21 protein-coding genes are annotated in these 20,894 nt (G+C 48.4%); 4 read left to right on the top strand and 17 right to left on the bottom strand.

The features are described from left to right. The first annotated feature begins 69 nt into the window (after positions 1–69). The 3 genes from AN963_RS06750 (at position 70) to AN963_RS06740 (ending at position 3,762) form a co-directional block, all read left to right on the top strand. A complete protein-coding gene (locus AN963_RS06750; RefSeq protein WP_055743744.1) occupies positions 70–1,554 on the top strand; it encodes a spore germination protein in 1,485 nt (494 codons plus the stop codon). A gap of 4 nt (positions 1,555–1,558) precedes the next feature. Continuing rightward, positions 1,559–2,674 carry a GerAB/ArcD/ProY family transporter gene (locus AN963_RS06745; protein WP_055743743.1) on the top strand — a complete coding sequence of 372 codons (1,116 nt, stop codon included), beginning with the start codon at positions 1,559–1,561 and terminating at the stop codon, positions 2,672–2,674. Positions 2,675–2,751: 77 nt separating this feature from the next. After that, entirely contained in the window at positions 2,752–3,762 is a 1,011-nt protein-coding gene (locus AN963_RS06740; RefSeq protein WP_236707882.1) for a Ger(x)C family spore germination protein, read from the top strand. Positions 3,763–3,829: 67 nt separating this feature from the next. Here the strand turns inward: AN963_RS06740 and AN963_RS06735 are convergent, their stop codons facing one another. From AN963_RS06735 to AN963_RS06660, 16 genes are all read right to left on the bottom strand, one after another. Then, complete coding sequence (locus AN963_RS06735; protein ID WP_055743741.1) at positions 3,830–4,321, bottom strand: GyrI-like domain-containing protein; 492 nt, start codon at positions 4,319–4,321, stop codon at positions 3,830–3,832. A 64-nt stretch (positions 4,322–4,385) separates the two neighbouring features. Next, positions 4,386–5,339, bottom strand: coding sequence for a helix-turn-helix transcriptional regulator (locus tag AN963_RS06730; protein WP_055743740.1), 954 nt, complete (start codon positions 5,337–5,339; stop codon positions 4,386–4,388). A 91-nt stretch (positions 5,340–5,430) separates the two neighbouring features. Next, positions 5,431–5,640: a hypothetical protein gene (locus AN963_RS06725; protein ID WP_055743739.1), complete on the bottom strand. Its 210-nt coding sequence runs from the start codon at positions 5,638–5,640 to the stop codon at positions 5,431–5,433. 83 nt (positions 5,641–5,723) lie between these two features. Further along, positions 5,724–6,551: an ethanolamine ammonia-lyase subunit EutC gene (eutC, locus tag AN963_RS06720; RefSeq protein WP_055743738.1), complete on the bottom strand. Its 828-nt coding sequence runs from the start codon at positions 6,549–6,551 to the stop codon at positions 5,724–5,726. A 20-nt stretch (positions 6,552–6,571) separates the two neighbouring features. Next, a complete protein-coding gene (locus AN963_RS06715; protein WP_055743737.1) occupies positions 6,572–7,933 on the bottom strand; it encodes an ethanolamine ammonia-lyase subunit EutB in 1,362 nt (453 codons plus the stop codon). A gap of 196 nt (positions 7,934–8,129) precedes the next feature. Continuing rightward, positions 8,130–8,501 (bottom strand): response regulator, encoded by a 372-nt coding sequence (locus AN963_RS06710; RefSeq protein ID WP_055743736.1) that lies wholly within the window; start codon positions 8,499–8,501, stop codon positions 8,130–8,132. A 207-nt stretch (positions 8,502–8,708) separates the two neighbouring features. Then, positions 8,709–10,280 carry a long-chain-fatty-acid--CoA ligase gene (locus AN963_RS06705; protein ID WP_055743735.1) on the bottom strand — a complete coding sequence of 524 codons (1,572 nt, stop codon included), beginning with the start codon at positions 10,278–10,280 and terminating at the stop codon, positions 8,709–8,711. Positions 10,281–10,384: 104 nt separating this feature from the next. Further along, positions 10,385–10,768 carry a MaoC/PaaZ C-terminal domain-containing protein gene (locus AN963_RS06700; RefSeq protein WP_055743734.1) on the bottom strand — a complete coding sequence of 128 codons (384 nt, stop codon included), beginning with the start codon at positions 10,766–10,768 and terminating at the stop codon, positions 10,385–10,387. Then, positions 10,765–11,193 carry an FAS1-like dehydratase domain-containing protein gene (locus AN963_RS06695; RefSeq protein ID WP_236707881.1) on the bottom strand — a complete coding sequence of 143 codons (429 nt, stop codon included), beginning with the start codon at positions 11,191–11,193 and terminating at the stop codon, positions 10,765–10,767. Before AN963_RS06695 ends, AN963_RS06700 begins: the two co-directional genes overlap by 4 nt. A 16-nt stretch (positions 11,194–11,209) precedes the next feature. Next, positions 11,210–12,025, bottom strand: a complete 816-nt coding sequence (locus AN963_RS06690) for an SDR family NAD(P)-dependent oxidoreductase (RefSeq protein WP_055743733.1) — start codon at positions 12,023–12,025, stop codon at positions 11,210–11,212. Between the two features lie 30 nt (positions 12,026–12,055). Beyond that, positions 12,056–13,234: an acyl-CoA dehydrogenase family protein gene (locus AN963_RS06685; RefSeq protein WP_055743732.1), complete on the bottom strand. Its 1,179-nt coding sequence runs from the start codon at positions 13,232–13,234 to the stop codon at positions 12,056–12,058. Positions 13,235–13,267: 33 nt separating this feature from the next. Next, the gene (locus AN963_RS06680; protein WP_055743731.1) at positions 13,268–14,050 is read right to left on the bottom strand and encodes an enoyl-CoA hydratase/isomerase family protein; all 783 of its coding nucleotides are present in this window, start codon (positions 14,048–14,050) and stop codon (positions 13,268–13,270) included. Between the two features lie 14 nt (positions 14,051–14,064). After that, positions 14,065–15,171 carry a CaiB/BaiF CoA transferase family protein gene (locus tag AN963_RS06675; protein WP_055743730.1) on the bottom strand — a complete coding sequence of 369 codons (1,107 nt, stop codon included), beginning with the start codon at positions 15,169–15,171 and terminating at the stop codon, positions 14,065–14,067. A 13-nt stretch (positions 15,172–15,184) separates the two neighbouring features. Beyond that, entirely contained in the window at positions 15,185–16,339 is a 1,155-nt protein-coding gene (locus AN963_RS06670; RefSeq protein ID WP_236707880.1) for a thiolase family protein, read from the bottom strand. A gap of 166 nt (positions 16,340–16,505) precedes the next feature. Continuing rightward, positions 16,506–17,927, bottom strand: a complete 1,422-nt coding sequence (locus AN963_RS06665; protein WP_055743729.1) for a sigma 54-interacting transcriptional regulator — start codon at positions 17,925–17,927, stop codon at positions 16,506–16,508. A gap of 95 nt (positions 17,928–18,022) precedes the next feature. Further along, on the bottom strand, positions 18,023–18,460 hold the full coding sequence (locus AN963_RS06660; protein ID WP_055743728.1) for an Rrf2 family transcriptional regulator: 438 nt from the start codon (positions 18,458–18,460) through the stop codon (positions 18,023–18,025). A gap of 175 nt (positions 18,461–18,635) precedes the next feature. On the opposite strand from AN963_RS06660, the gene AN963_RS06655 reads away from it, so the two are divergent. Then, the gene (locus AN963_RS06655) at positions 18,636–19,931 is read left to right on the top strand and encodes an acyl-CoA thioesterase/bile acid-CoA:amino acid N-acyltransferase family protein (protein ID WP_055743727.1); all 1,296 of its coding nucleotides are present in this window, start codon (positions 18,636–18,638) and stop codon (positions 19,929–19,931) included. A gap of 74 nt (positions 19,932–20,005) precedes the next feature. Here AN963_RS06655 and AN963_RS06650 read toward each other — a convergent pair whose 3' ends face one another. Then, complete coding sequence (locus AN963_RS06650) at positions 20,006–20,749, bottom strand: MerR family transcriptional regulator (RefSeq protein ID WP_055743726.1); 744 nt, start codon at positions 20,747–20,749, stop codon at positions 20,006–20,008. Positions 20,750–20,894: the final 145 nt, after the last annotated feature.

The raw sequence follows: 20,894 nt of genomic DNA, 5'->3' as shown, positions 1-20,894 counted from the left end.
ATTGGTTAAGAGATTTACACTTTTTGCTAAATCGCTCATTAAAATAGAACCTCAAGGTGATGGATACTGATGTTTTCGAAAAAAAATAAGAACAATAATGATCCCACAAAAACAATTCCATCTACTACCTGTCAAACCCCTGTCACACTGGATAATTTGAAACGGGTATTAGCCAATATCGACGAAGCGGAAATCATCGAACGACAAACGAATAACGGCCAGCAGGTGATGATGCTCTATATAAGATCGCTAGTTAATCTAGAGCGATTAAATGAAGCGATTGTCGAACCACTAATCTCCAGCTCCCACCTGACGATCCACGAGTATATGATATCCTCCAAAGTTTCTCGAATGATCACGTTAGAAGAGGCGGAAACCCACCTCCTGCGCGGAGATGTGATCCTGTACGGTATGGATCATGAGGAATTTTGGGCGGTCCCCCTGCAAAATACCTTGAGTCGTTCCATCCAGCAATCTGGTACGGAAACCATTATCTATGGCGCAAAAGACAGCTTTAGTGAACTGTTGGAACAAAATATCACGATGATTCGCAGACGAATCCCACTGATGAATCTTAAAACGGAGTCTTTTACGATTGGTTCCATCAGTAAAACAGAGGTCGTCATCCTGTACATCGAAGGAATCACCAATCCGGACTATGTTTCCATCGCTCGCAAGAAAATAGCATCGATTGATTTTGATCAATTTTTGGACTCCTCACAAGTCGCTGCCTTTATGGAAGATCATAAGCATAGCGTCTTTCCTCAGTTTCAGGAAACGGATCGTCCGGATTCCTGTGCTTTTTCATTGGGGATCGGCAAACTCGTGATTATGGTAGGCAACACGGCTTATGCCTTAATTGCCCCTATCACCTTTTTTCATCTCTTTCAATCACCAGAGGATTATTTTTTACGTTGGATTATTTCTAGTTTTTTGCGTTGCATCCGGTATCTGAGCTTTATCATTTCCGTCACGTTGATTCCGTTTTATGTCGCCGTGACTACGCATCATTACCAGATGATTCCCTTGCAGATCCTCTTCGTCTTGTTGGAATCACGAAGCAAACTGCCATTCAGCCCCTTTTGGGAAGCGTTCCTCATGTTGATCACTTTGGAAATTATAAAGGAAGCCAGTCTGCGAATGCCAACGAAGTCAGGACAAACGTTGGGAGTCATTGGTGGGATCGTCATCGGTCAAGCCACAGTCGAAGCTGGTTTTGCCAGTAATGTCTTGATCGTACTCGTGGGCATATCCGCCATTGCTTCTTTTTTAGTACCCAATTACGAAGTCACGAAATCCAATTCGCTCTTGCAATTTATTTTACTGCTCCTCGCTGCTTATCTCGGTTTGTTCGGCATTCTACTCGGTGCAATCGGTATTCTCGCCCACTTGAATGGGTTAAGTTCATTGAAGCAACCTTACTTTGCACCGGTCGCTCCTTTCTATCTCAAAGAATGGAAGGATCTGTTCATAAGAGCTCCCTTACCATGGATGAAAACGCGTCCTGAATACTTACATCCGGTGCAGAAATGGCGAATGAGCCGAAGGAGATGATCTGGTGACCGCACTTTCGTTATTTGAAAAATCTACCACTTATAACGGTGCCTACATCTTTATGATGGCAAACCGCTTTCAGATGCTTTACTTTGTGATCATCATGCCTACTTATTTGATTCATCCCTATATGATTTGGGGAATCGTACTCGTAGGAATCGTCTCGCACCTCAATCTGATGCTGTTGACCAAATGGTTTCGTTCGAGGTTTGCCACAAAGGGGTACGATGGCTTTGTTGAGCTATTTGGTGAGACCTTGGTACGTTTTTTCGCATGCATCGGCTTGTTTTTTCTGTTGTTGAAAGCATCCATCATTCTCATAGGATACGTCGAGATTGTACGTACGTTCATTTACCCTTCAATGAATCCAAAATGGCTGATTCTCTTTATGCTCTTGATCAGCTGGTATGTCGCTTCCAAAGGAATGGAAATCACCATCCGCTTTATTGTGATTGCTTTTTTCATGATCATCTGGATAATCCTGCTTATTGTGCCGTTCTATCTGCCGCCGATTGCGGCTTTCCATGATCTCTTCCCCTTAATCCCCCTGGAATGGTCCCAAGTTAATTGGGAAGGGCTGTTATTTATATGGTCTTCGTTGTCAGGACCGGAATACTTGATTTGTTTGGGTCCCTGGCTCCGTCCGAATGAAAACACCTTCAAAAGCCTAGCGTATGCAAATGCTCTGTCTGTCCTCGAATATTTGCTTTTGTTTGTTGGATCTCTCTTCTTTTTTGGATCGAATTACTTAAGTACCAGCACCTATCCCGTTGTGAATATGTACCGATATTTGCAATCACCTGTCATTGAACGCATTGACATGCTACTGATTTCCATCTATCTTTTCCAATTTGTATTTGCCATTTCCGTCTTACTGCTGTGTTTCTATGGCGCAGCCAGAATCGCTGGTAGAAAAACCACCAAGCCGACCTCTCGAATGGGATATTTCGCCAGTTGGTTTACCTTACTCGCTTGCACGATGATCATCAACGAATGGACTTGGAATAGTGGCACCGTGGTCAATAGGTTGTTGAACCTGCAGATCTGGTCAGGGGCGATCACCTATCTGTTGGTTCCTTCCTTCCTTCTCATTTCGATCTATCAAAAAGGACGGGTGTAGCCATGCTCTGGATACACGCAGCTTTTGCATTTACTATTTTAAGTGGAATCATAGGGACGACGGGATGCTCTCCTTTCGTGGAGAACAATACAATCGAGGAAATCGCCCCCGTCATTTTCTGGTCGCTCAACCAGTCCGATGATAGACATATGGATATCAGTACGTTGGTCCCTCCCCTCATCCATGAGAAAAAAAGAATGCTGACCTTAAAGGTCGATCTGCAAAAGCAAGGTGGAAAAGAATTTAATCTGATCTATTATCGAGAATTGAAACCTGGACAGCTACGTGTAATCGTCATCAATGAAGAACTCGCTAGAAAAGGGGTGTTACCGCTCATTAGTACCTATTTGATGGATACGGACATCTCTCAGCGTTTATATCTCATCATCTCTAGAGGAAATTTTGAAGAGTTCATGAGAGAACAGCTAAATGACCAGGCGAATCTGGATTATTTCCTCTATCGCATGCTCAAACACTATGAAGCGAGTAATCAAGGAGAAATGAGCATCCTCAATCTGCATCAATTTAAAAACAAGCTGTTCTCGCCCTTTGCTGACCCGTATCTACCTTTGTTTGAAGTGAAGAAGGACAATTTCACGTACAAAGGGACAGCCATGTTCAGGCATGACAAGATGATCAATATGCTTCCCCTCATGGACGACCAAATTTTTCAGCTGATTGATAATGATCACTACCTAAAGCTTTTTGCTATACCATCCTCCGATGTCACCTTAGGTCATGTCCGCTCCAAAGTCGACATCGATCTAGACCCTGCCTACAAAAATATGACGATAAAGATTGACCTCACTGGCCGTCTTGAGGAGTATCGAGGGAACAAAAATTTACACGAGCGTGAGGAGCTGGCTAAACTGCATCAAAACATTGAGAAATACTTAGTCAGTCGTACCTCCGATTTGTTGAAGACCATGCAACAATGGAAGATCGACCCTCTGGAAATTGGTACACGAACCCTTCATCCTTTTTCTAAGCCAATCAGTGATAGCGAGTGGCTAAAACTTTGGGAGAAAATGAAGTTAAAAATCGAATATCGACTCACGATCCAGCCGTTAGTTAATGTAAATCAGTAAAAGCCGAGGTGATACTTTCCTCGGCTTTTTCCCCAACTTTTCAGGCTAGTTGATATCTGCAGTCTGTTCAGCTCGGTTCACACGCTATATACAGTTGGACTTGCGCATTGTTTGGATCCGCACAGTTTTCTCGATCGTACCGTTCAAAATCAGCAGTAAATGTGCGTTTGTTTCCACTCTGATGAGACCATTCCCATACGTGACTCCATGCCTCCACGACTACTTCCACGAGAGGACCGCGTCTTGTCGTGAATACCGCATACGTGCCAGCAGGGATAGATAATACCGTAAGACCTTGAGGCACATCACTTCCCAGCTGCACGGCTGACCCGATCAACAGGTTGTAAGCTCCATTTTCATTGTTCTCATACTCCGAATAGACGCCTAAAACAACGTCCGGGTCCAGGCGATCTGGAGTACGATCCTGAATCCCTTCCGCGTAATATCTTTGCCATAGCTCCCCGATTGACCCGTTTCCTTCGCTTTGTTGCTGATTGGTTGTACGGATGCCGATCCCCGCAATACACATCTCATCCAATTTGACAAAAGTAGGATTCATTCTGATCCGCTCCCTATTCACATAGTTGCTTACAAGGATCAGTATACAGAACCTACCTTGACAACTATCTGTCAACATTCCATCTGCTTTCATATCGTTCCGTCATTTTTTTTACCGAATCGCGTATTCGACACCTGATCGATTCTGGCTCGATCACTGTCAGTGCTTCGCCAAAGCTAAGCAACATGCCATACAGCCATTCATCATTGGAAGCTACCGTTCTTACCAGAAGAGTGCCGTTCTCTCGTAGTTCTACTTCATTTGGACGAAACATGTCCTTTACTCGAACATGGACATTGGGAGAAAATTCGAGCACCAAAGATACTTGATCCACGCTTTCCCATTCCTCCAGCCATCTGAGCGTATCTACCGTTGTCTCGTGCGGAGTAAATGTCTCTTCACCAACGGTCAAGTCAGCGATGCGGGACAGACGGAACAGTCGGTACGATTGCCGCCACAGACAATAGCCATACATGTACCAAACATAGCCTTTCAAGATTAGAGTGACGGGCTCTACGGTTCTTTCCTGGGAATCTCCTTGTATCTTTGTATAGAGAAAAGACACACGATGTTTATTTTCGATCGCCTGCCGTAGCTGGCTAACTTTGCTCATCGATTCTTTCGTACTACCCCACGGATTAAAATCATAGATGATGGGATGAACCGAGCCAGTTCCCGTTCTTTCGCTCCCTGTCGTAGCCAATGTCTTGATTTTTTCCAACAAGTGACCGACTTGACTTTCCGCGGAAGAGGATTGGACGCCCTTTAGCGCCGCAATCACCGTCACTAATTCCTCCAAGGAAAGATATTGTCGATCGATCGTAAAGCTTTCCATGATTTCATAGCCACCGTTTGAGCCTGGATACGCAACGATCGGAATTCCTGCGGCATTGATGTTCTCGAGATCCCGATAGATCGTGCGAAGGGAGACTTCAAAGTGATTCGCAAGCTCAGAAGCACTCATTCTGCGCTTGTTGAGTAGCATCGTGATAATCGCGAGCAGTCGTTCTATTTTCAAGTTTCCCACCACCTTTTACACCATAACAAATAAACAGGGGACATGCAGCGATCGATACACTGCACATCCCCTTGATGTTGCTCAAGACGCTTTATACACCCGTACGTCTACGTTGATTGTTCGTTTTTTTGGTTTGTTGGCTCCTCATGGATTGATTTTTTGCTTTTTGGTTTATCGGATTGTTGGCTTGTGCTTGCTCTGCCTTTTTCTCCGCGAGTCTGCGCTTCATTGCCTCTTGCAGACTGATTTTCCCTGGCTTTTGTTCGGACGTGTCTTTTTCGTTTTGATTAGGCTCCGTCATGCGTAGCAACTCCTCATCGATAATGATCTACTCATATGTATTCTAGAGCATGAGCGGTTGAGACGCCAGTAGGAATCTACCTGTTATTTCAAACGCATCTGCGCATATTTTACGCCACTTGCCTGGTAATGTAAAATCTCCTCCAGCAACTCCGCCAAATAGGCTCCTGCCTCGATCGGCGGCGTCCCGCCACGATGAATGTTGGAAATGACGGTGCGATCTGATTCCACGGTGTTTTCATTCGGTTGATAGATCATATAGGCACTGAGACTTTCCGCCGTCGCGAGTCCAGGTCTTTCTCCTATCAAGGAAATGACGACCTTGCACTTCACGATGGAAGCCACATGGTCCTGCACCCATACGCGGCCTCTATGAATGAACACAGGCTTTGCCACACTGATCTTTTTCAATGCTAACCCTTGCATGAGGGCTGGCAACAGATCAGGAATCGTCGCCTCACACGCAGAAGTACTCAAGCCGTCCGAGATAATGATCTGGACATCCTTTCCCTTTTCCCCATGCTGGGCGAGCCATGCGGCGGATTCATCCGAGAGCATACGACCTGAATCCAGATTCATCAAATATTCTTGCATATCTTTTGCTTTCGTATGCAAGGCAGGAAGCTGCAATTGATCGAGCAGTTCAGGCGTAATGGATTTCATCACAGCATCCTGAGCAGCCGCCTGATCGATGCGAAATTGCAGATAGCTCGTCGTCTTCATCCGTGTGCCTGCCCGTCCGATACCGATTCGGGCCGGAGTCCTACTCATCGCTTGTTCCAACGCTTCTGGATTTTTGGGACGCTCTACACCTGGCTGTTTTTGCTCCGGAAACTGAATGACTTCCTGCCTCTTTTTCATGACCTCATCCCAGACACGTTGGACCAGATTATCAACATCGATTGGTTTCATCCTCTACACCCTCCCGTGTTCTAGTCAAAAATAGATAAATCTCCTGCCTGTTCCGTCAATCGCCCATTCTCCATGATCCCCATCTTTTCCAGCCACTTTTCAAACTCGCGCAAAGGCCGTAGTCCCAATAGCTCACGATAGCTGGCGTCGTCATGATAGCTCGTATCCTGATAGCTCAGCATGACATCATCACCGCCCGGCACGCCCATGTAAAAGTTGGCGCCTGCGAGCGTCGTCAGCATGCCTGCGATCTCCTGATCATTCTGGTCTGCGTGCATGTGATTGGTGTAGGTCGGAGCGATTCCCATCGGCAATCCGTGCAGTTTCCCCATAAACAAATCTTCCAGATCAGCTCGAATCATCTGCCTGCCATCGTACAACGTCTCCGGCCCGATAAATCCAGAGACGTTATTCACCATAAATGGCTTCCAATGTCTGCAGAATCCGTACGTTCTCGCCTCTAATGTCTGCATGTCGACCCCTTCATGGGAGTCCAGTGATACTTCCGAGCCTTGGCCGGTTTCGAAGTACATCACGTTCGGACCAGCCGCCGTCCCTTTTCGCAGCATCAGTTCCATCGCTTCGTCCAATATCTCTTTAGAAACGCCAAACGCCTCATTTGCACGCTGTGAACCAGCCAGACTCTGGAACATTAACGAGATAGGGGCACCACCTCGCAAAGCCTGCATCTGCGTCGTGATGTGAGCGAGTACACAGTTTTGTGTAGGAATTTGCCACTTTTGCATAAAGTCGTGGGACATCTTGAGCAGCTTGGTAACACTTTCGACTGAGTCGTTGTTGGGGTTGATTCCGATGACGGCGTCCCCCGAGCCGTAGGACAGCCCTTCCTTGATAGAAGCGAGAATCCCTTGTGGATCGTCAATCGGGTGGTTTGGCTGGCAGCGAAAGGCTAATCGCCCTGGCTCTCCGATTAACGTATTGCAATATGCTTGGTGACGCATTTTTTGTGAGGCCATCACGAGGTCAATGCTCGACATCAGTTTGGCAGTCGCTGAGATCATCTCACTGGTCAACCCACGGCTGATGCGAGTCAGCTCGGGCATTTGCGTTGAAAAGGACAAGATGTATTCACGCAGCTCTCCGACCGTCCAATTTTTGATCTCTTCGTAGATTGAGAGATTGATATCATCGTAAATAATCCTTGTCACTTCATCCTGTTCATAAGGAATCACGGGGTTTTCATAGAGATCTGCCAGCGTCATTTCACTGAGTACCACTTTCGCTGCCATCCGCTCGAGAGCGGATTCAGCCGCGATTTTGCTCATGTGATCACCGGATTTTTCTTCACTCGCTTTTGCGAGTACTTCACGCACTGAGCCGAATGAATAATGCTGTTTGCGAATGACGCATGCCAATTTCATCGAAGAATCACTCTCTTTCTGTTCTCATCGGAAAGAATCGCTAACAAAATGGTCATGAAAAACGTCGAGATGTTCCAATCCCCCGATGAGAGGGGACGTTTTTCATAGAAAAAAGACGCTTTGAAAAATCAAACGGAGAGACATCCGTCTGCTTTCAAAAGCGCCGTTGCTTTTTTTGTTCACTTTTATTGAAGTTCTAACGATTCGCTAAGACTTGTTCTACGGTGGGCAGCAGTTCTTCCTCCATGACAGGCTTCACCAAGTAGGCACACACGCCTTTGGCCATGGCCTGCACGACCAGATCTTTTTGACTGTACGCCGTCAAGAGCATGACCTCGGTATTCGAGCAGTTCCGAATAATTCCAGTTGCCGTCAATCCGTCCATGACCGGCATCTTCACGTCCATGATCACAAGATCGGGGTGCCATGTTTGCGTCAAGCGGACAGCTTCTACTCCGTTCTTTCCTTCTGCCACGACATCATATCCTACCACCTGCAGCATCTCGACCAAGTCCATGCGGGTGATTGGATCGTCATCAATGACAATGATTCGGTATGGTTGACGCAAAACTCCACCTCCAGTTTCTCAGAGAATGGACGTGCATTCGAAAAGACGGCAAATTCGACACCATTGTCGAATTTCCTTATTTTCAGAATAATAATATTATATCGGGAAAACCAAGCTTTTTCCACCCTGAATCAAGTCCACGGCTCGCAAGAATTGTGGAAAGAAAAAAGCCTGCCACGATAAGCAGCAGGATAGATCATTCCTCGATTAATTCACACGTCGAGACATGCCTTCCCAGTAGCGGTCCCGGATGTTGCGTTTTAAAATCTTGCCCGCACCGCTCTTGGGCAGCTCATCCACGAAAGAAATGCGCTTTGGAACTTTGTAATGAGCCAGTTTTTCCCTCGTGAAATCTATCAGGTCCTGCTCAGTCAACGTACTTCCAGCTGTCTTCACAACCACCGCTACGACTGCTTCTCCCCACTTGGGATCCGGCGCACCTACTACAGCGACTTCCACGACCTCAGGATGTTGATATAGGATATTTTCCACCTCAGGCGAGTAGACATTTTCGCCTCCGCTGATGATCATGTCTTTTTTCCGATCAACGATGTACAGGAAGTATTCGTCATCAAAAGCTCCCATATCACCCGTGTGGTACCAACCGTTTTTCAAGACGGCACTCGTCTCCTCTGGGAGGTTCCAGTATCCTTTCATGATGTTGTCCCCACGGGCAATGACCTCACCTACTTGCCCTATCTGCACGTCATTCCCTTCCTCATCGACTACGCGCACTTCTACGCCCAACACTTGCTTTCCAGCGGATAACAGCCGGCGCTCCTCTTTTTCGGTACCTCCCACGACGTGGTATTCCGCTGTTAATTGGGTGAGCGACGGGGATGCTTCCGTCATCCCATAGCCCTGCACGAGCTGAATGCCCGGAAACTCCATGATCACCCTTTTCAAAAGTGCCACTGGCATAGGGGCAGCACCATACGTCACCCGTTCTAGTGAGCTCACATCGTATTTTTTGAAATCGGGATCGTTCATGACCATGTTGAGCATCGTTGGAACCAGTAAAGTGGATGTCACCTTGTATTGATCGATCGCCTGCATAAATGCTTTTGTCGTAAAGGAGCGAACCACACAGTGCGTTCCTCCCACGATCGTAATGCTCACCATGCTCGCGCCATCTGCGAGATGAAACATCGGAGCTACGTGCAAGTATCGCGAATTGCGGTTGAGACCTGTGAGTACACCTGTGTGGTAAAAGTTGCTGACCATATTTCGATGCGTCAGCATGACCCCTTTGGATCGTCCTGTCGTTCCCCCGGTATAAAACAATCCAGCCACATCACTCTCATGGATGTCGGGTGAATAGCTTAGTGGCGTATCTATGGCTTGCGTGATCCATGCTTCATAGGAATCCAGCTCCTCATGTGTCAAGTCACCATCTGCCAGAACGTAGTGAGTAAGGGATGGTAGATTTTCCTTCAAGTAAGGAAGCGTTTTCAAAAACTCCCGATGAACAAATAATGCTTTGGCTCCGGAATCATTGAGAACGTATACGAGCTCCTCGGGTGACAACCGGTAATTTAACGGTACCAGAATTGCCCCCAACGCTGTTACCCCAAACATCAACTCAATGTAACGAAAATCGTTCAGCATCAACACTGCGATGCGATCTCCCTTTTGAACCCCCGCCTGCGTTAAAGCTTCTTTCAGCTTGGCGACACGACTCGCAAACTCGGCGTATGTAAAGCGATGTTCCCCGTCTACGATGGCTTCCTTCTCTGGCATGACTTTGGCATTTCTCATCAATCCAGTCGTCAAGATCATGAAAGAACCTCTCCCTGTCAGGTTATTCGAGAGTCTACACATGAGGACAAACGCCGGAAGGACTGTTTTGCTCCGTACCGGCGTTTTTTCACGATGAATGATTCCTATGCTTTTCGGATGTCAAACCTAGCGCTGACTTTTTTCTCCCCTGCTTCATTGATGGCTACTGCTTCACATTTCCAAGTGTCGTCAGTTTCCCCTACGATTTCTCCTCGGACAGTAATCTGCTCTCCAGGTCGAGTCATCGCCTGAAATCGAACCGAGAAGCGCAAAAGCTGATCAGGATGAAACCACGTGCCGATCGCCTGTCCGATAAACCCCATGATCATCATGCCATGCGCAATCACGCCACCCAAGCCGACTTTTTCAGCAAACGGTACTACGGTATGAATGGGATTAAAATCACCTGATGCCCCTGCGTAGCGTACTAACTGGGTATGTGTAATCTCGCCCTTTTCCACAGGTGGCAGCTCATATCCGACTTTCAATCCGACTCCTCCTCTCCATGTCTCTCGATGATCGTCGAGCGACTCAACAACACCGTTTCGCCGTTTTGATTCCGGTAGGTCTTTCTCACGACGAAGAAGTTCATCCCTGCCTTGGTGTAGGCATTCTCGACTTCCCCTTCAGTGGTGATGACATCTCCCGGTCTGATTTTCCCCACGTATTCGTACTCCTGCCCCCCATGCAGGACTTTGGCCATATTGAGGTTCAACAGGGCAGACAAGGACGAGTCACCGCTCCAAAAGTCGATTACGGTGCCAAAGGTCGGAGGCAAGCACTCCCCTGTTTCGTAGCTAGGATGTGGATCACCCAGTGCCCTTGCAAACTCTTTTACTTTCCCCAGCTCAACAGTAAAGGTCGTGGTACCCGTTTTCGTTCCGATTTTTGATTCGATCTTTGATTCGATCAACTCGATCCCTCCTTCATCAGGTATAAGTTCCTCCGTTAATATGCAAGACTTGCCCGTTGACGTAATTTGAGAGTGGAGACGCGAGATAGAAAATACCGGCTGCCGCCTCTTTTGGATCACCCGCGCGCTTTTGCGGGATTTTATCAATAAACATATTCCGTACCTTCTCCGGAATGCCTACGGCTACGCCATCGACCGTTTCACCCAGCTCCTTTGGTTGGGTCAGCCGCGTATCGATAAATCCAAACGCGACGGCATTGGAATTGATGTTAAATCCTGCCCATTCCTTGGCGACCGTCTTGGTCAAACCGACCATACCTGCTTTGGCTGATGAGTAGTTTGCCTGCCCGACATTCCCGCTGATCCCTGCTACAGATGACACATTCACGATTTTTCTATGGTGGACAATCCCTTGTTCGATTTCCTTTTTTGCGGCATCTCGCATGTACGGTGAAGCTTCTCGGATCAGTCTGAACGGAGCAATCAGATGAATGTCGAGCATCGCCTGAAACTGCTCATCCGTCATTTTGTGAATGAGGGCGTCGGACGTGTACCCGGCATTGTTCACCAGAATGTCGAGCCTGCCGAATGCTGAGATCGTCTCCCCAATGATTCCTTTCGCAAAATCAGAGGCAGTCACATTCCCGCAATAAACCAGTGCTTCTCCTCCGCTATCCCGGATCTCCGCTGCCACCTCGTTTGCAGGGCCTTCATCGCGATCGGATACGACCACTTTCGCACCATGCTCAGCCATCATCAGGGCGACTTCTCGTCCCACACCTCTGCCCGAGCCTGTTATAATTGCTATTTGATTTTCTAACATACGACCCATACGCATTCTCCTTTGTCGACTTTTTTGTGGTTACAATCCGAAGTTCTTGGCGATGATCACCTTCATAATTTCGTTGGAGCCTGCAAAGATAGGAGATACCGCGATATCTCGATAGCGTCTGGCGATCTTGTACTCCTCCATAAAACCATACCCTCCATGAAGCTGCATGCAGCGCGGAGCCATTCGTCTGGCCATATCTGTAATCCACCACTTGGCCATCGAGGTCTGAGTCACCACATCCTGTCCTTGCATATGCCGAACGATCAAGTCATCCACAAACGTACGCGCCATTTGTACATCCGTCGCCATTTCCGCAATCTCAAACTGCGTGTTCTGGAACGTGCTGATGGTACGACCGAAAGCTTGCCGCTGCTTTACATATTGAATGGTCAGATCAAGCATGTCTTCTGCAGCAACGAGCGCGCCAGTAGCTGCGAGAATCCGTTCCTGCTGCAGCTTGTGCATGAGGTAGTAAAAGCCTTTGCCTTCCTCACCCAAGAGCTGGGAGACAGGGACTTTGGCGTCTTCGAAAATGAGCTCCGCTGTATCCTGGCTGCGCAAGCCTATTTTTTTCAGTTTTTTTCCTCGGGAAAAGCCAGGCGTATCTCGATCAACCAACAGCAAGCTAACCCCTCTATGTGCAGGCGTCGCTTTCGGGTCTGTCTTGACCGCAACGATGACAAGATCTGCATGGATGCCGTTTGTGATGAACGTTTTCTCCCCGTTCACGATGTAGTGGTCACCCTGACGAATGGCTGTCGTCCGAATACCTGCTACATCAGAACCGGCTGCAGGCTCAGTCATAGCTATCGCCGTCACGATTTCACCACTGATGCACTTGGGCAAATACATTTGCTTTTGTTCTTCCGTACCAAAAGACTCCAGATAAGGCACGACAATCGAGGAGTGTAAACCGGGACCGCCAAGTCCTCCCCCGACTTTACCGATCTCTTCCGCCAGCACGATCGAGAATCCAAAATCTAGACCGAGACCCCCATATTCCGGTGCCACCTGCGGGCAAAGAAACCCGTTCTCCCCCATCCTGTCCCAATACGACCTGGGAATGAACTCATCCGCTTCCCACTTTTCGAAATGGGGCTCGACTTCCTTTTCCAAAAACTTGCGTAGCGACTCGCGGAACATCTGATGCTCCTCCGTCAAATAGGGGCGCGTCGTTTTATGAGAATCGTGGGCAGCCGTCGTGGACATCGTGATTCCTCCTTCGATAGAAAATCATATCGTTTAACGACCCGAGAATTGAGGAGCACGCTTTTCAAAGAATGCTTTGACTCCCTCTCTGAAATCTTCCGTCTCAAAGCACAGCCCTTGGGCAAATGCCTCTATTTCAAACGTATCGTGTAATTGACCCAGGATGCTGCGATTCACCATTGCTTTTGTCAGTCCCATCGAAATCGCTGGACCCTTTGCCATCTTTTCTGCGATCGCTCCTACTTCTTCCATCAGGCTTTCATCGTTCATCACGCGATTTACCACGCCTAGCTCCTGTGCTTTTTCCGCAGATACCCTGTCTCCTGTGAACATCAGCTCCTTGGCGCGATGAGGTCCGAGTAGGCTGGTCAAGAAATGAACGGCCCCAAGGTCGGGAACAAGTCCCACATTGACAAAGCTTTGTACGAAAAAGGAGGATCTGGCAGCAAAGATCATGTCGCAGGCAAGAGCGACGCTAAATCCTGCTCCCGCTGCCGCTCCGTTTACCGCCGCGATCACGGGCTTTTCTAGCCGTAGAATGGTTCGTATCAGCTCATGGGATTGCAGCAGTCGTTTCCGGCCCGTCACAGCGTCAATCTTCCTGTTCATTCCTCCCAAATCTCCACCTGCACAAAACGCCTTGCCATCCCCTGTGAGGACGAGAACATTCACCTGATCATCTTGTTCCATCTGAGCCAAAGCTTCGTGGAGCTCGCGTCGCAGCTCCGGAACCATGGCATTGCGAATGTCTGGCCGGCTCATCTTGATCAGACCGACCTTGTTCTCTACCCGTACCTCGAGTTGCTCGTACGCCATCCTGATTCTCCCCTTTACGAGTTTTTCATCAATCTCGTCAACCACTCTTCCGTGTGTTCCCCTAGCTTGGGTGCGGGTGAAGCTGAATCCAGGACAAACCGCGACTCCTGATAGCTGGTCCCCACGTATCGATGTCCCCAGCATTCCTGAATCAATCCTCTAGCCTGCATCTGTGGATGCTGGTATAACTCTCCCGCTTCTAAAATGGGAGTCAGACAGCAATCGACCTGGAGCGAAAAAGCGGTCCACTCCGCCAAAGTCCTGCTTTGAAAAAGTGCCTTCATGTCTTGATAGACCGGGTTGTCATCATGGGGTGGAGTCATTCCTGCAGATCGCCACTGCGGCTTTTCAACGGCCTCGCAAAAATTCTCCCAAAACTTTGATTCTAGAGCAGCCAAAGCTACAAAGCGCTGATCCTTTGTCTGATAGATCCCGTAGGAGACTAGACCTCTGGACAATTTGGAAAGACCGTGCTGTTCACCAGTCGCGGACTCCAACAAGACATGAGTCGTCATCATCGTCAACATGACATCAGCGATCGCGATATCCAGATAGGCACCCTTGCCGGTTTTTCCGCGCTGGACGAGCGCCGCCAAAATCGCTTCTGCTGCTGCCATACCACCAGCCATGTCTGCAAAGGTCAAGCTCGGCGGTATGGGGCTTCCGTTGTCATCGGTTAACTGGGCCAATGCTCCGCTTAACGCCATGTAGTTGAGATCATGACTCCCGAGCTGTTGCATCGGACCGTCCTGGCCATAGCCCGATAGGGAGCAATAGACAATACCCGGGTTTACTTTTACCGCATCCTCATAGCTGATCCCCAAGCGCTTGGTCACGCCTGGACGAAAGCTTTCAATCACCACGTCCGCCTGACTTATCAAATCGAGTGCCACGTAACGCTGCGACTCTTCTTTGAGATTGAGGACGATGCTTTTTTTATTGCGTCCATTTGCCCGAAACAAGTAATTGTCTTTTTGGTCGATCATCGTAGGCTTTCGAGCAGGGTCTCCTTGTGGCGTCTCCACTTTCACGACTTGTGCTCCTCGATCTGCCAGTCGAAGTGTGGCGTAAGGACCCGGCAGAAGCTGTGAAAAATCAACGACGAGAATGTCTGAAAGCATGCTGCTTCCTCCTCTAGTCCAACCGCTCGATGATGGTGGCATTCGCCATCCCCATACCTTCGCAGATAGCTTGCAATCCGTAGCGTTTGCCCGTGCGCTCCAGCTCGTGCAGCAGTGTCACCATGACACGTGCTCCGCTAGCTCCAAGCGGATGTCCGAGCGCAATCGCTCCTCCGTTCGTATTGAGCTTGCTCGGGTCCGCCTCCATATCGACCATCCAGCAGAGTGGAACCGGAGCAAATGCCTCGTTGACCTCGTACAGATCCATGTCTTCTATCGTCAGACCTGCTTTTTTCAATACTTTTTGCGTTGCGGCAATGGGACCTGTCAGCATCAAAGTCGGGTCAGATCCCACCACTGAGCGTGCTACTACCCTAGCGCGAGGTTTGAGTCCCAGACTCTCTGCCTTTTCCCGCGACATGAGCAAGATCGCAGCCGCCCCATCGCTGATTTGGCTCGCGTTCCCCGCGTGGATCCGTCCATCCTCCTGAAAAGACGGCTTGAGCGTCCCCAGCTTTTCTACTGTCGAGCCTTTACGCGGTCCTTCATCCTGGGTCATCCGTGTCTGTGTCCCATCAGGCAGTGTCACGGTGAGCGGCAAGATTTCTCTCTCAAAGCGTCCTTCTTCTTGTGCCCGGAGCGCTCGCAGATGGCTTTCTGCCGAATACTCATCCAGTTGCGTACGTGAGAAACCCCACTTTTCGGAGATTCGCTCTGCTGATAACCCCTGATTGATCAGCTCGTATTGGGCGGTCAGCTTTTCACTTCGTTTTGCCCCCTGGCTGGTAGAACCCATTGGGACACGGCTCATGCTCTCGACCCCGCCTGCGATCACTACGTCCATATCCCCGCTCAAAATCGCCTGTGCCGCGAAATGAACAGCTTGTTGACTGGAACCACATTGTCGGTCGATCGTCGTCCCTGGTACTTCAATGGGAAACCCAGCGATCAAAGCTGCGATACGGGCAATATCTCCTGCTTGTTCCGATACTTGCGATACGCAACCGAGGATCACGTCCTCCACCAGCTCAGCCTGAATTCCCGCACGATTCACCACCTCACGCAAGACCTCTGCTGCCAATTCATCGGGACGTGTTCCGCTCAATAATCCGTTCCTCTTGCCGATTGGCGTACGTACCGCTTCAACAATCACGACCTCACGTGCCACTCTCATCATCCTCCCTTTTCCTCACGCTTATTTCTATGTCTACCTTTGCTAGGTATTGCAATTTCGTTGCCAATGCAAAAAAAACCCCTAAATGAAGGAACAGCGACCTTCTCACTGTCCGTAGGTGTAAACAAAATAAAAAAACTGTCCGGCATACCGGACAGATCTACATCTGGAATTTTTTCAATTTTTCGTAAAGAACAGACCTGCTGATCCCTAAAAGGCGTGCCGCTTTCACTTTGTTTCCATAAGTCTCGCGAAGCGCACGCTCGATTTCTGTCTTTTCGGCAGCCTGCACGATCGTTTTTCCATGGATTTCTGTCGCCTTTCCCAACAATTCACCCGGGAGATCGGCAAACGAGATTTTTCCCTTCTCCGCCATGATCATGCCTCGCTCGATAGCATTACGCAGCTGTCGAATATTTCCTGGCCACTCGTAATGATAAAGAACCTTTTGCACCGATTCCTCGATTCCTGTCACCGCTGTTTCTAAGACCGGATTCAATTGCTTGATAAAGGTATTCGCTAACAACAGGATATCGTTTGGACGAGCACGTAGAGGCGGAATAGATAGCGTAATCACATGGAGTCGATAATAGAGTTCTTCGCGAAAGGTTTTCTGCACAATCATTTGCTCGAGAGGAGCATTCGTCGCAGAAACAATCCGAACGTCTACCTGAATCGGCTTTGTCCCACCGACGCGATAAAACTCCTTTCCTTCAATTACTCGCAAGAGCTTGGCTTGAAGATGCAGCGCCATATCCCCTATCTCATCGAGAAAGAGCGTCCCTCCATGTGCTAGCTCCAGCTTCCCCATACGACCTGACCGATCCGCTCCCGTAAAGGCGCCATTCTCATATCCAAAAAACTCTGCTTCGAGTAAATGTTCTGGCACGGAGGCGCAGTTGATCGTCACAAACGGGCCTGAAGAACGCTTGCTTGCATTGTGTAATGCATGCGCAAACAGCTCTTTACCCGTACCGCTCTCCCCCCGTAAGAGGACGGACGTAATTCTTCGTGCTGCCTTTTGTGCCGAAGAGATCAGCAGTTTCATAGACTTATCTCGCGTGAGGATATGTTCCCAGTGATACGTCGCTTGATGGTAAGGTTTGGATACTGATTTATCATGAATGCGAACCACGCTTTCCTCTACGGGTGTGGCTGATTGCAGGATCGCTTCCAATTGCTCTCTCAAATCATTCTTTGACTCTACTAATGCATTTACCACTTTTGATTTGGTGAGAATGCCTATAATTCTCCGCTCTCGGTCAATGATAATGCTGGAGCCGACCTGGCTGTTCTGAATGACTTGCTCCAGCTCCTCGAACGTGATGTGATCCAGTCTCTCGAGCTGTGTCGTGACCGCCTCTGTTTTTACAAATGCAGTTATTGACGTATGTGATGGCAATTTTTCCAAGATCATGCGGTACAGAGAGCTTCGCGAAAAAACACCTACCAGCCGTCCCTGGTCATCACCTACAGGCAGGACATCTAGACGCGTCTCTAGCATGACGCGTGCGGCATCCTCCAAGGTGTCAATCGGACGAAGATAGGTGTTGATCGGTTGAATCATGTTAGGCAATGTCACTCATATCCGCCCCCCGATACGTAGGTTTCACTCCTCTATATCATACGACACGACACAGGGGATCCCTCCCACGGTCAGGGGTAGCTGACAGATCGTTATTCATTTGCTGCAATCTGATGCCTCAGATCCGTAACGAGATGCTCCATGGTTACGTTGCCAAGAATCTCTTCCATTGCGTTTTGTGCGCGTGTCAAGATCAGCTCCAGTACAAATTGAATATTGGCACCTACTGGGCATTGGGGGTTGGGTTGCTCATGAATGTGAAAGAGATGGCCCTCCTCCACTACATCCACTGCACGGTAGACATCGAGCAAAGTAATTTCCTTCAGATCTTTCGCGAGATTAGCTCCACCTGTCCCTGAACGGACATTTGCCAGTCCTGCTTTCTTTAATTGCCCCAAAACACGGCGGATAATCACAGGATTGGTATTGACACTGCCCGCGATCCATTCCGAAGTATTATGTGAAGTCGAATCAATGGAAAGAAGCGACAAGATGTGGACAGCGACGGAAAAACGGCTACTGATTTTCATAAGGGTCACCCTTTCGTTGTAATGATTATAGTTACACCTTTTATAGGAAGTCAAGTTGCAGGTACTGTTAAGTTTCAGGAACTGTCACAACTTCATTCCCTGTGCTTTTTTAAACTCTACTATAATGGTCTTGTTCCTGATTCCCATATTTTGAATAAGGGAGTGTTTGTCTGTCATGATGCAACCACAGATTGATGTCACCCCATCAACTGCCTTACTAGACGTTCCAGTCCACATTACGTTGAGCGGCTTTATTCCGCATCAATTGATCACCCTCCATGCTACCCTGACTGATGGTTTGCCAGGTGGAGAACTGACTGCCTCTTCTCACGCCATTTTCCAAGCGGATGACGAAGGCAATGTCGATCTCGTATCCCAAGCCCCTCTTTTCGGCACCTATGAAGGAATTGATCCTATGGGATTGTTTTGGTCTATGCATGTACAGACCCAGCGTTTTTTCAGTCCTTATTCACTCGATACCTTTGAATTTGCTCCGCGCTCCACAGAGATTCATTTAACCGCTGAGGTACACGAGAAGCCTGTTGCAAGGGCCTCTATCACCCGTATCTTTGTCTCTCCTGAAGTCTCGATCAAGAAAATCCGTGACAACGGTCTCGTCGGCCAATACTTTTATGATCCTCAAGCGGAGCAGCGTCCAGCTATTCTCGTCTTGGGAGGAAGTGAAGGTGGAATTGGCTCTTGCTCGCAATTTGCTGCTTTGTTTGCGTCCCACGGCTACCCTTCCCTGGCACTCGCTTATTTTCAGTGCGATGATCTCCCGGACGATATCCGCCAAATTCCTCTGGAGTACATACAGAATGCCATTCGTTGGCTGAAGGAACAGCCACAGGTGAATCCTGAAAAAATTACCGTCTTTGGACGATCAAAAGGGGCTGAATTGGCCCTCGTCATCGGTGCATTGGATCCAGAAGTACGAGCAGTCATCGCCTCCAGTCCCAGCTCTACCGTAAGTATCGGAAGCAGCAACGAAATTGCTGGATCGGATCTATTTGCACCGCAGTCTTCCTGGTCATTCCGTGGAGAGCCTCTCCCTTATGTTCACTGGACCGAAGCGCAGTCCGATGAAGCCGATGCGCTTCTCCAAGCGGGACAGCGAATCGACCACATCCATGCCGAAACGTGGAAAGCGTGTAATTGGCTAGAGGAAGCCACCATTCCAATCGAACGAATCAATGGACCGATCATGCTGTTGTCTTCAGATGACGACCATTGGTGGCCAGCAGCTGAGCACTGCGATCAGATGGTTTCTCGATTACGTGAAAAGGGCTTCGCTCACGATGTCGTTCATCTGCGTTATGAAGATACGGGACACTCGATCCGCTTTCCCTATATTCCCACGACGCGAGTCCAATTAAATGGCGGTACAGCCAAAAACAATGCCTATGCGAGTGAGCACTCGTGGAGAGAAGTTCTGCAATTTTTGGAGAAGGTCTTTTCAAAAGAAAGGTGAAATTTGATAACCATGGCAAAAAGCCCGAGCCGCAACACATGGCCTGGGCTTTTTGCTCTATTTGCTAGAGACGTTTACCTCTCGGCGAATGCCTCCGCTGCTGCTGTTAAATAGTATGCCAAACCTGTCTGCTGGCCTTCGAGCATACCGAGGTGAAAATCGTCCTGTAGGAAAAAGCGCGCTTGATTGGCAAAGTCCTGAGGGGTAACGGGATGTCCATTCTGGTTCAGAAAAGCGAGATGCTCGTCGATGAGCATACTCACTCTCCCATCCGTATGTTTGATACCAGCTACCAGGGCACTCGCCATATCTGTCATGAAGGAAACCGCCTCTTTGGCTTGCGCGTTCATTTCCTGCACATCCATCGTATCCGTATTCAGGTCGAACTGATACGTGTCTCGCAAATAGTCTTTTTGCTCCTGAAGCGCTTGCTCCCATTCTTTTTCATTTGCAAAGCCTGTAAATAACTCTTGCTTTTCCATACAATCTCCTACCTCCATCGCCCGAATTGATTTTTCCAACGTCTCCATGATCGTTTCCAATCTACCTGCTTTTTTCATTAGCAATATCCTTTGTTCGGACAAGATACCGGATCGCTCCACATCTCGGTCCAGCAATTGCTTGATTTGCACTAGTGAGAAATCCAGCTCTCGGTAAAACAGGATTTGCTGCAGTCGCTCCAATTCTGCCGTTCCGTACAATCGGTATCCCGCTTCACTCATTTGCTGCGGCAAGAGAAGTCCGATTTTGTGGTAATGATGCAACGTTTTAATAGTGACGTTGGACAACGATGACACTTCTTTTACCGTATACAGCATGCTTACTCACCTCCACAAGACACAGGATAATGGCTCCCCTAAGTGGAGAGTCAACTAGAAGACAACTTGAATAGTGGGAAAGTATACCATTTTTTCTTTTATTATCAAAGCGAATTGCTATATAATTCAATAGAATGATTATAGT

The organism is Brevibacillus choshinensis (assembly GCF_001420695.1).
GTDB classification, from domain to species: Bacteria; Bacillota; Bacilli; order Brevibacillales; family Brevibacillaceae; genus Brevibacillus; species Brevibacillus choshinensis.
The sequence above is the reverse complement of the archived record's forward strand: the minus strand, read 5'-3'. Positions and strand labels throughout refer to the sequence as shown.

Coding starts and splice junctions, on each gene's coding strand:
- AN963_RS06735 (WP_055743741.1), bottom strand. CDS start 4,321: ATGAATCCTACTTTTGTCAAATTGGATGAGATGTGTATTGCGGGGATC.
- AN963_RS06690 (WP_055743733.1), bottom strand. CDS start 12,025: ATGGGTCGTATGTTAGAAAATCAAATAGCAATTATAACAGGCTCGGGC.
- AN963_RS06650 (WP_055743726.1), bottom strand. CDS start 20,749: ATGCTGTATACGGTAAAAGAAGTGTCATCGTTGTCCAACGTCACTATT.
- AN963_RS06725 (WP_055743739.1), bottom strand. CDS start 5,640: ATGACGGAGCCTAATCAAAACGAAAAAGACACGTCCGAACAAAAGCCA.
- AN963_RS06705 (WP_055743735.1), bottom strand. CDS start 10,280: ATGATCTTGACGACTGGATTGATGAGAAATGCCAAAGTCATGCCAGAG.
- AN963_RS06675 (WP_055743730.1), bottom strand. CDS start 15,171: ATGCTTTCAGACATTCTCGTCGTTGATTTTTCACAGCTTCTGCCGGGT.
- AN963_RS06715 (WP_055743737.1), bottom strand. CDS start 7,933: ATGAAATTGGCATGCGTCATTCGCAAACAGCATTATTCATTCGGCTCA.
- AN963_RS06655 (WP_055743727.1), top strand. CDS start 18,636: ATGATGCAACCACAGATTGATGTCACCCCATCAACTGCCTTACTAGAC.
- eutC (WP_055743738.1), bottom strand. CDS start 6,551: ATGAAACCAATCGATGTTGATAATCTGGTCCAACGTGTCTGGGATGAG.
- AN963_RS06680 (WP_055743731.1), bottom strand. CDS start 14,050: ATGGCGTACGAGCAACTCGAGGTACGGGTAGAGAACAAGGTCGGTCTG.
- AN963_RS06750 (WP_055743744.1), top strand. CDS start 70: ATGTTTTCGAAAAAAAATAAGAACAATAATGATCCCACAAAAACAATT.
- AN963_RS06685 (WP_055743732.1), bottom strand. CDS start 13,234: ATGTCCACGACGGCTGCCCACGATTCTCATAAAACGACGCGCCCCTAT.
- AN963_RS06660 (WP_055743728.1), bottom strand. CDS start 18,460: ATGAAAATCAGTAGCCGTTTTTCCGTCGCTGTCCACATCTTGTCGCTT.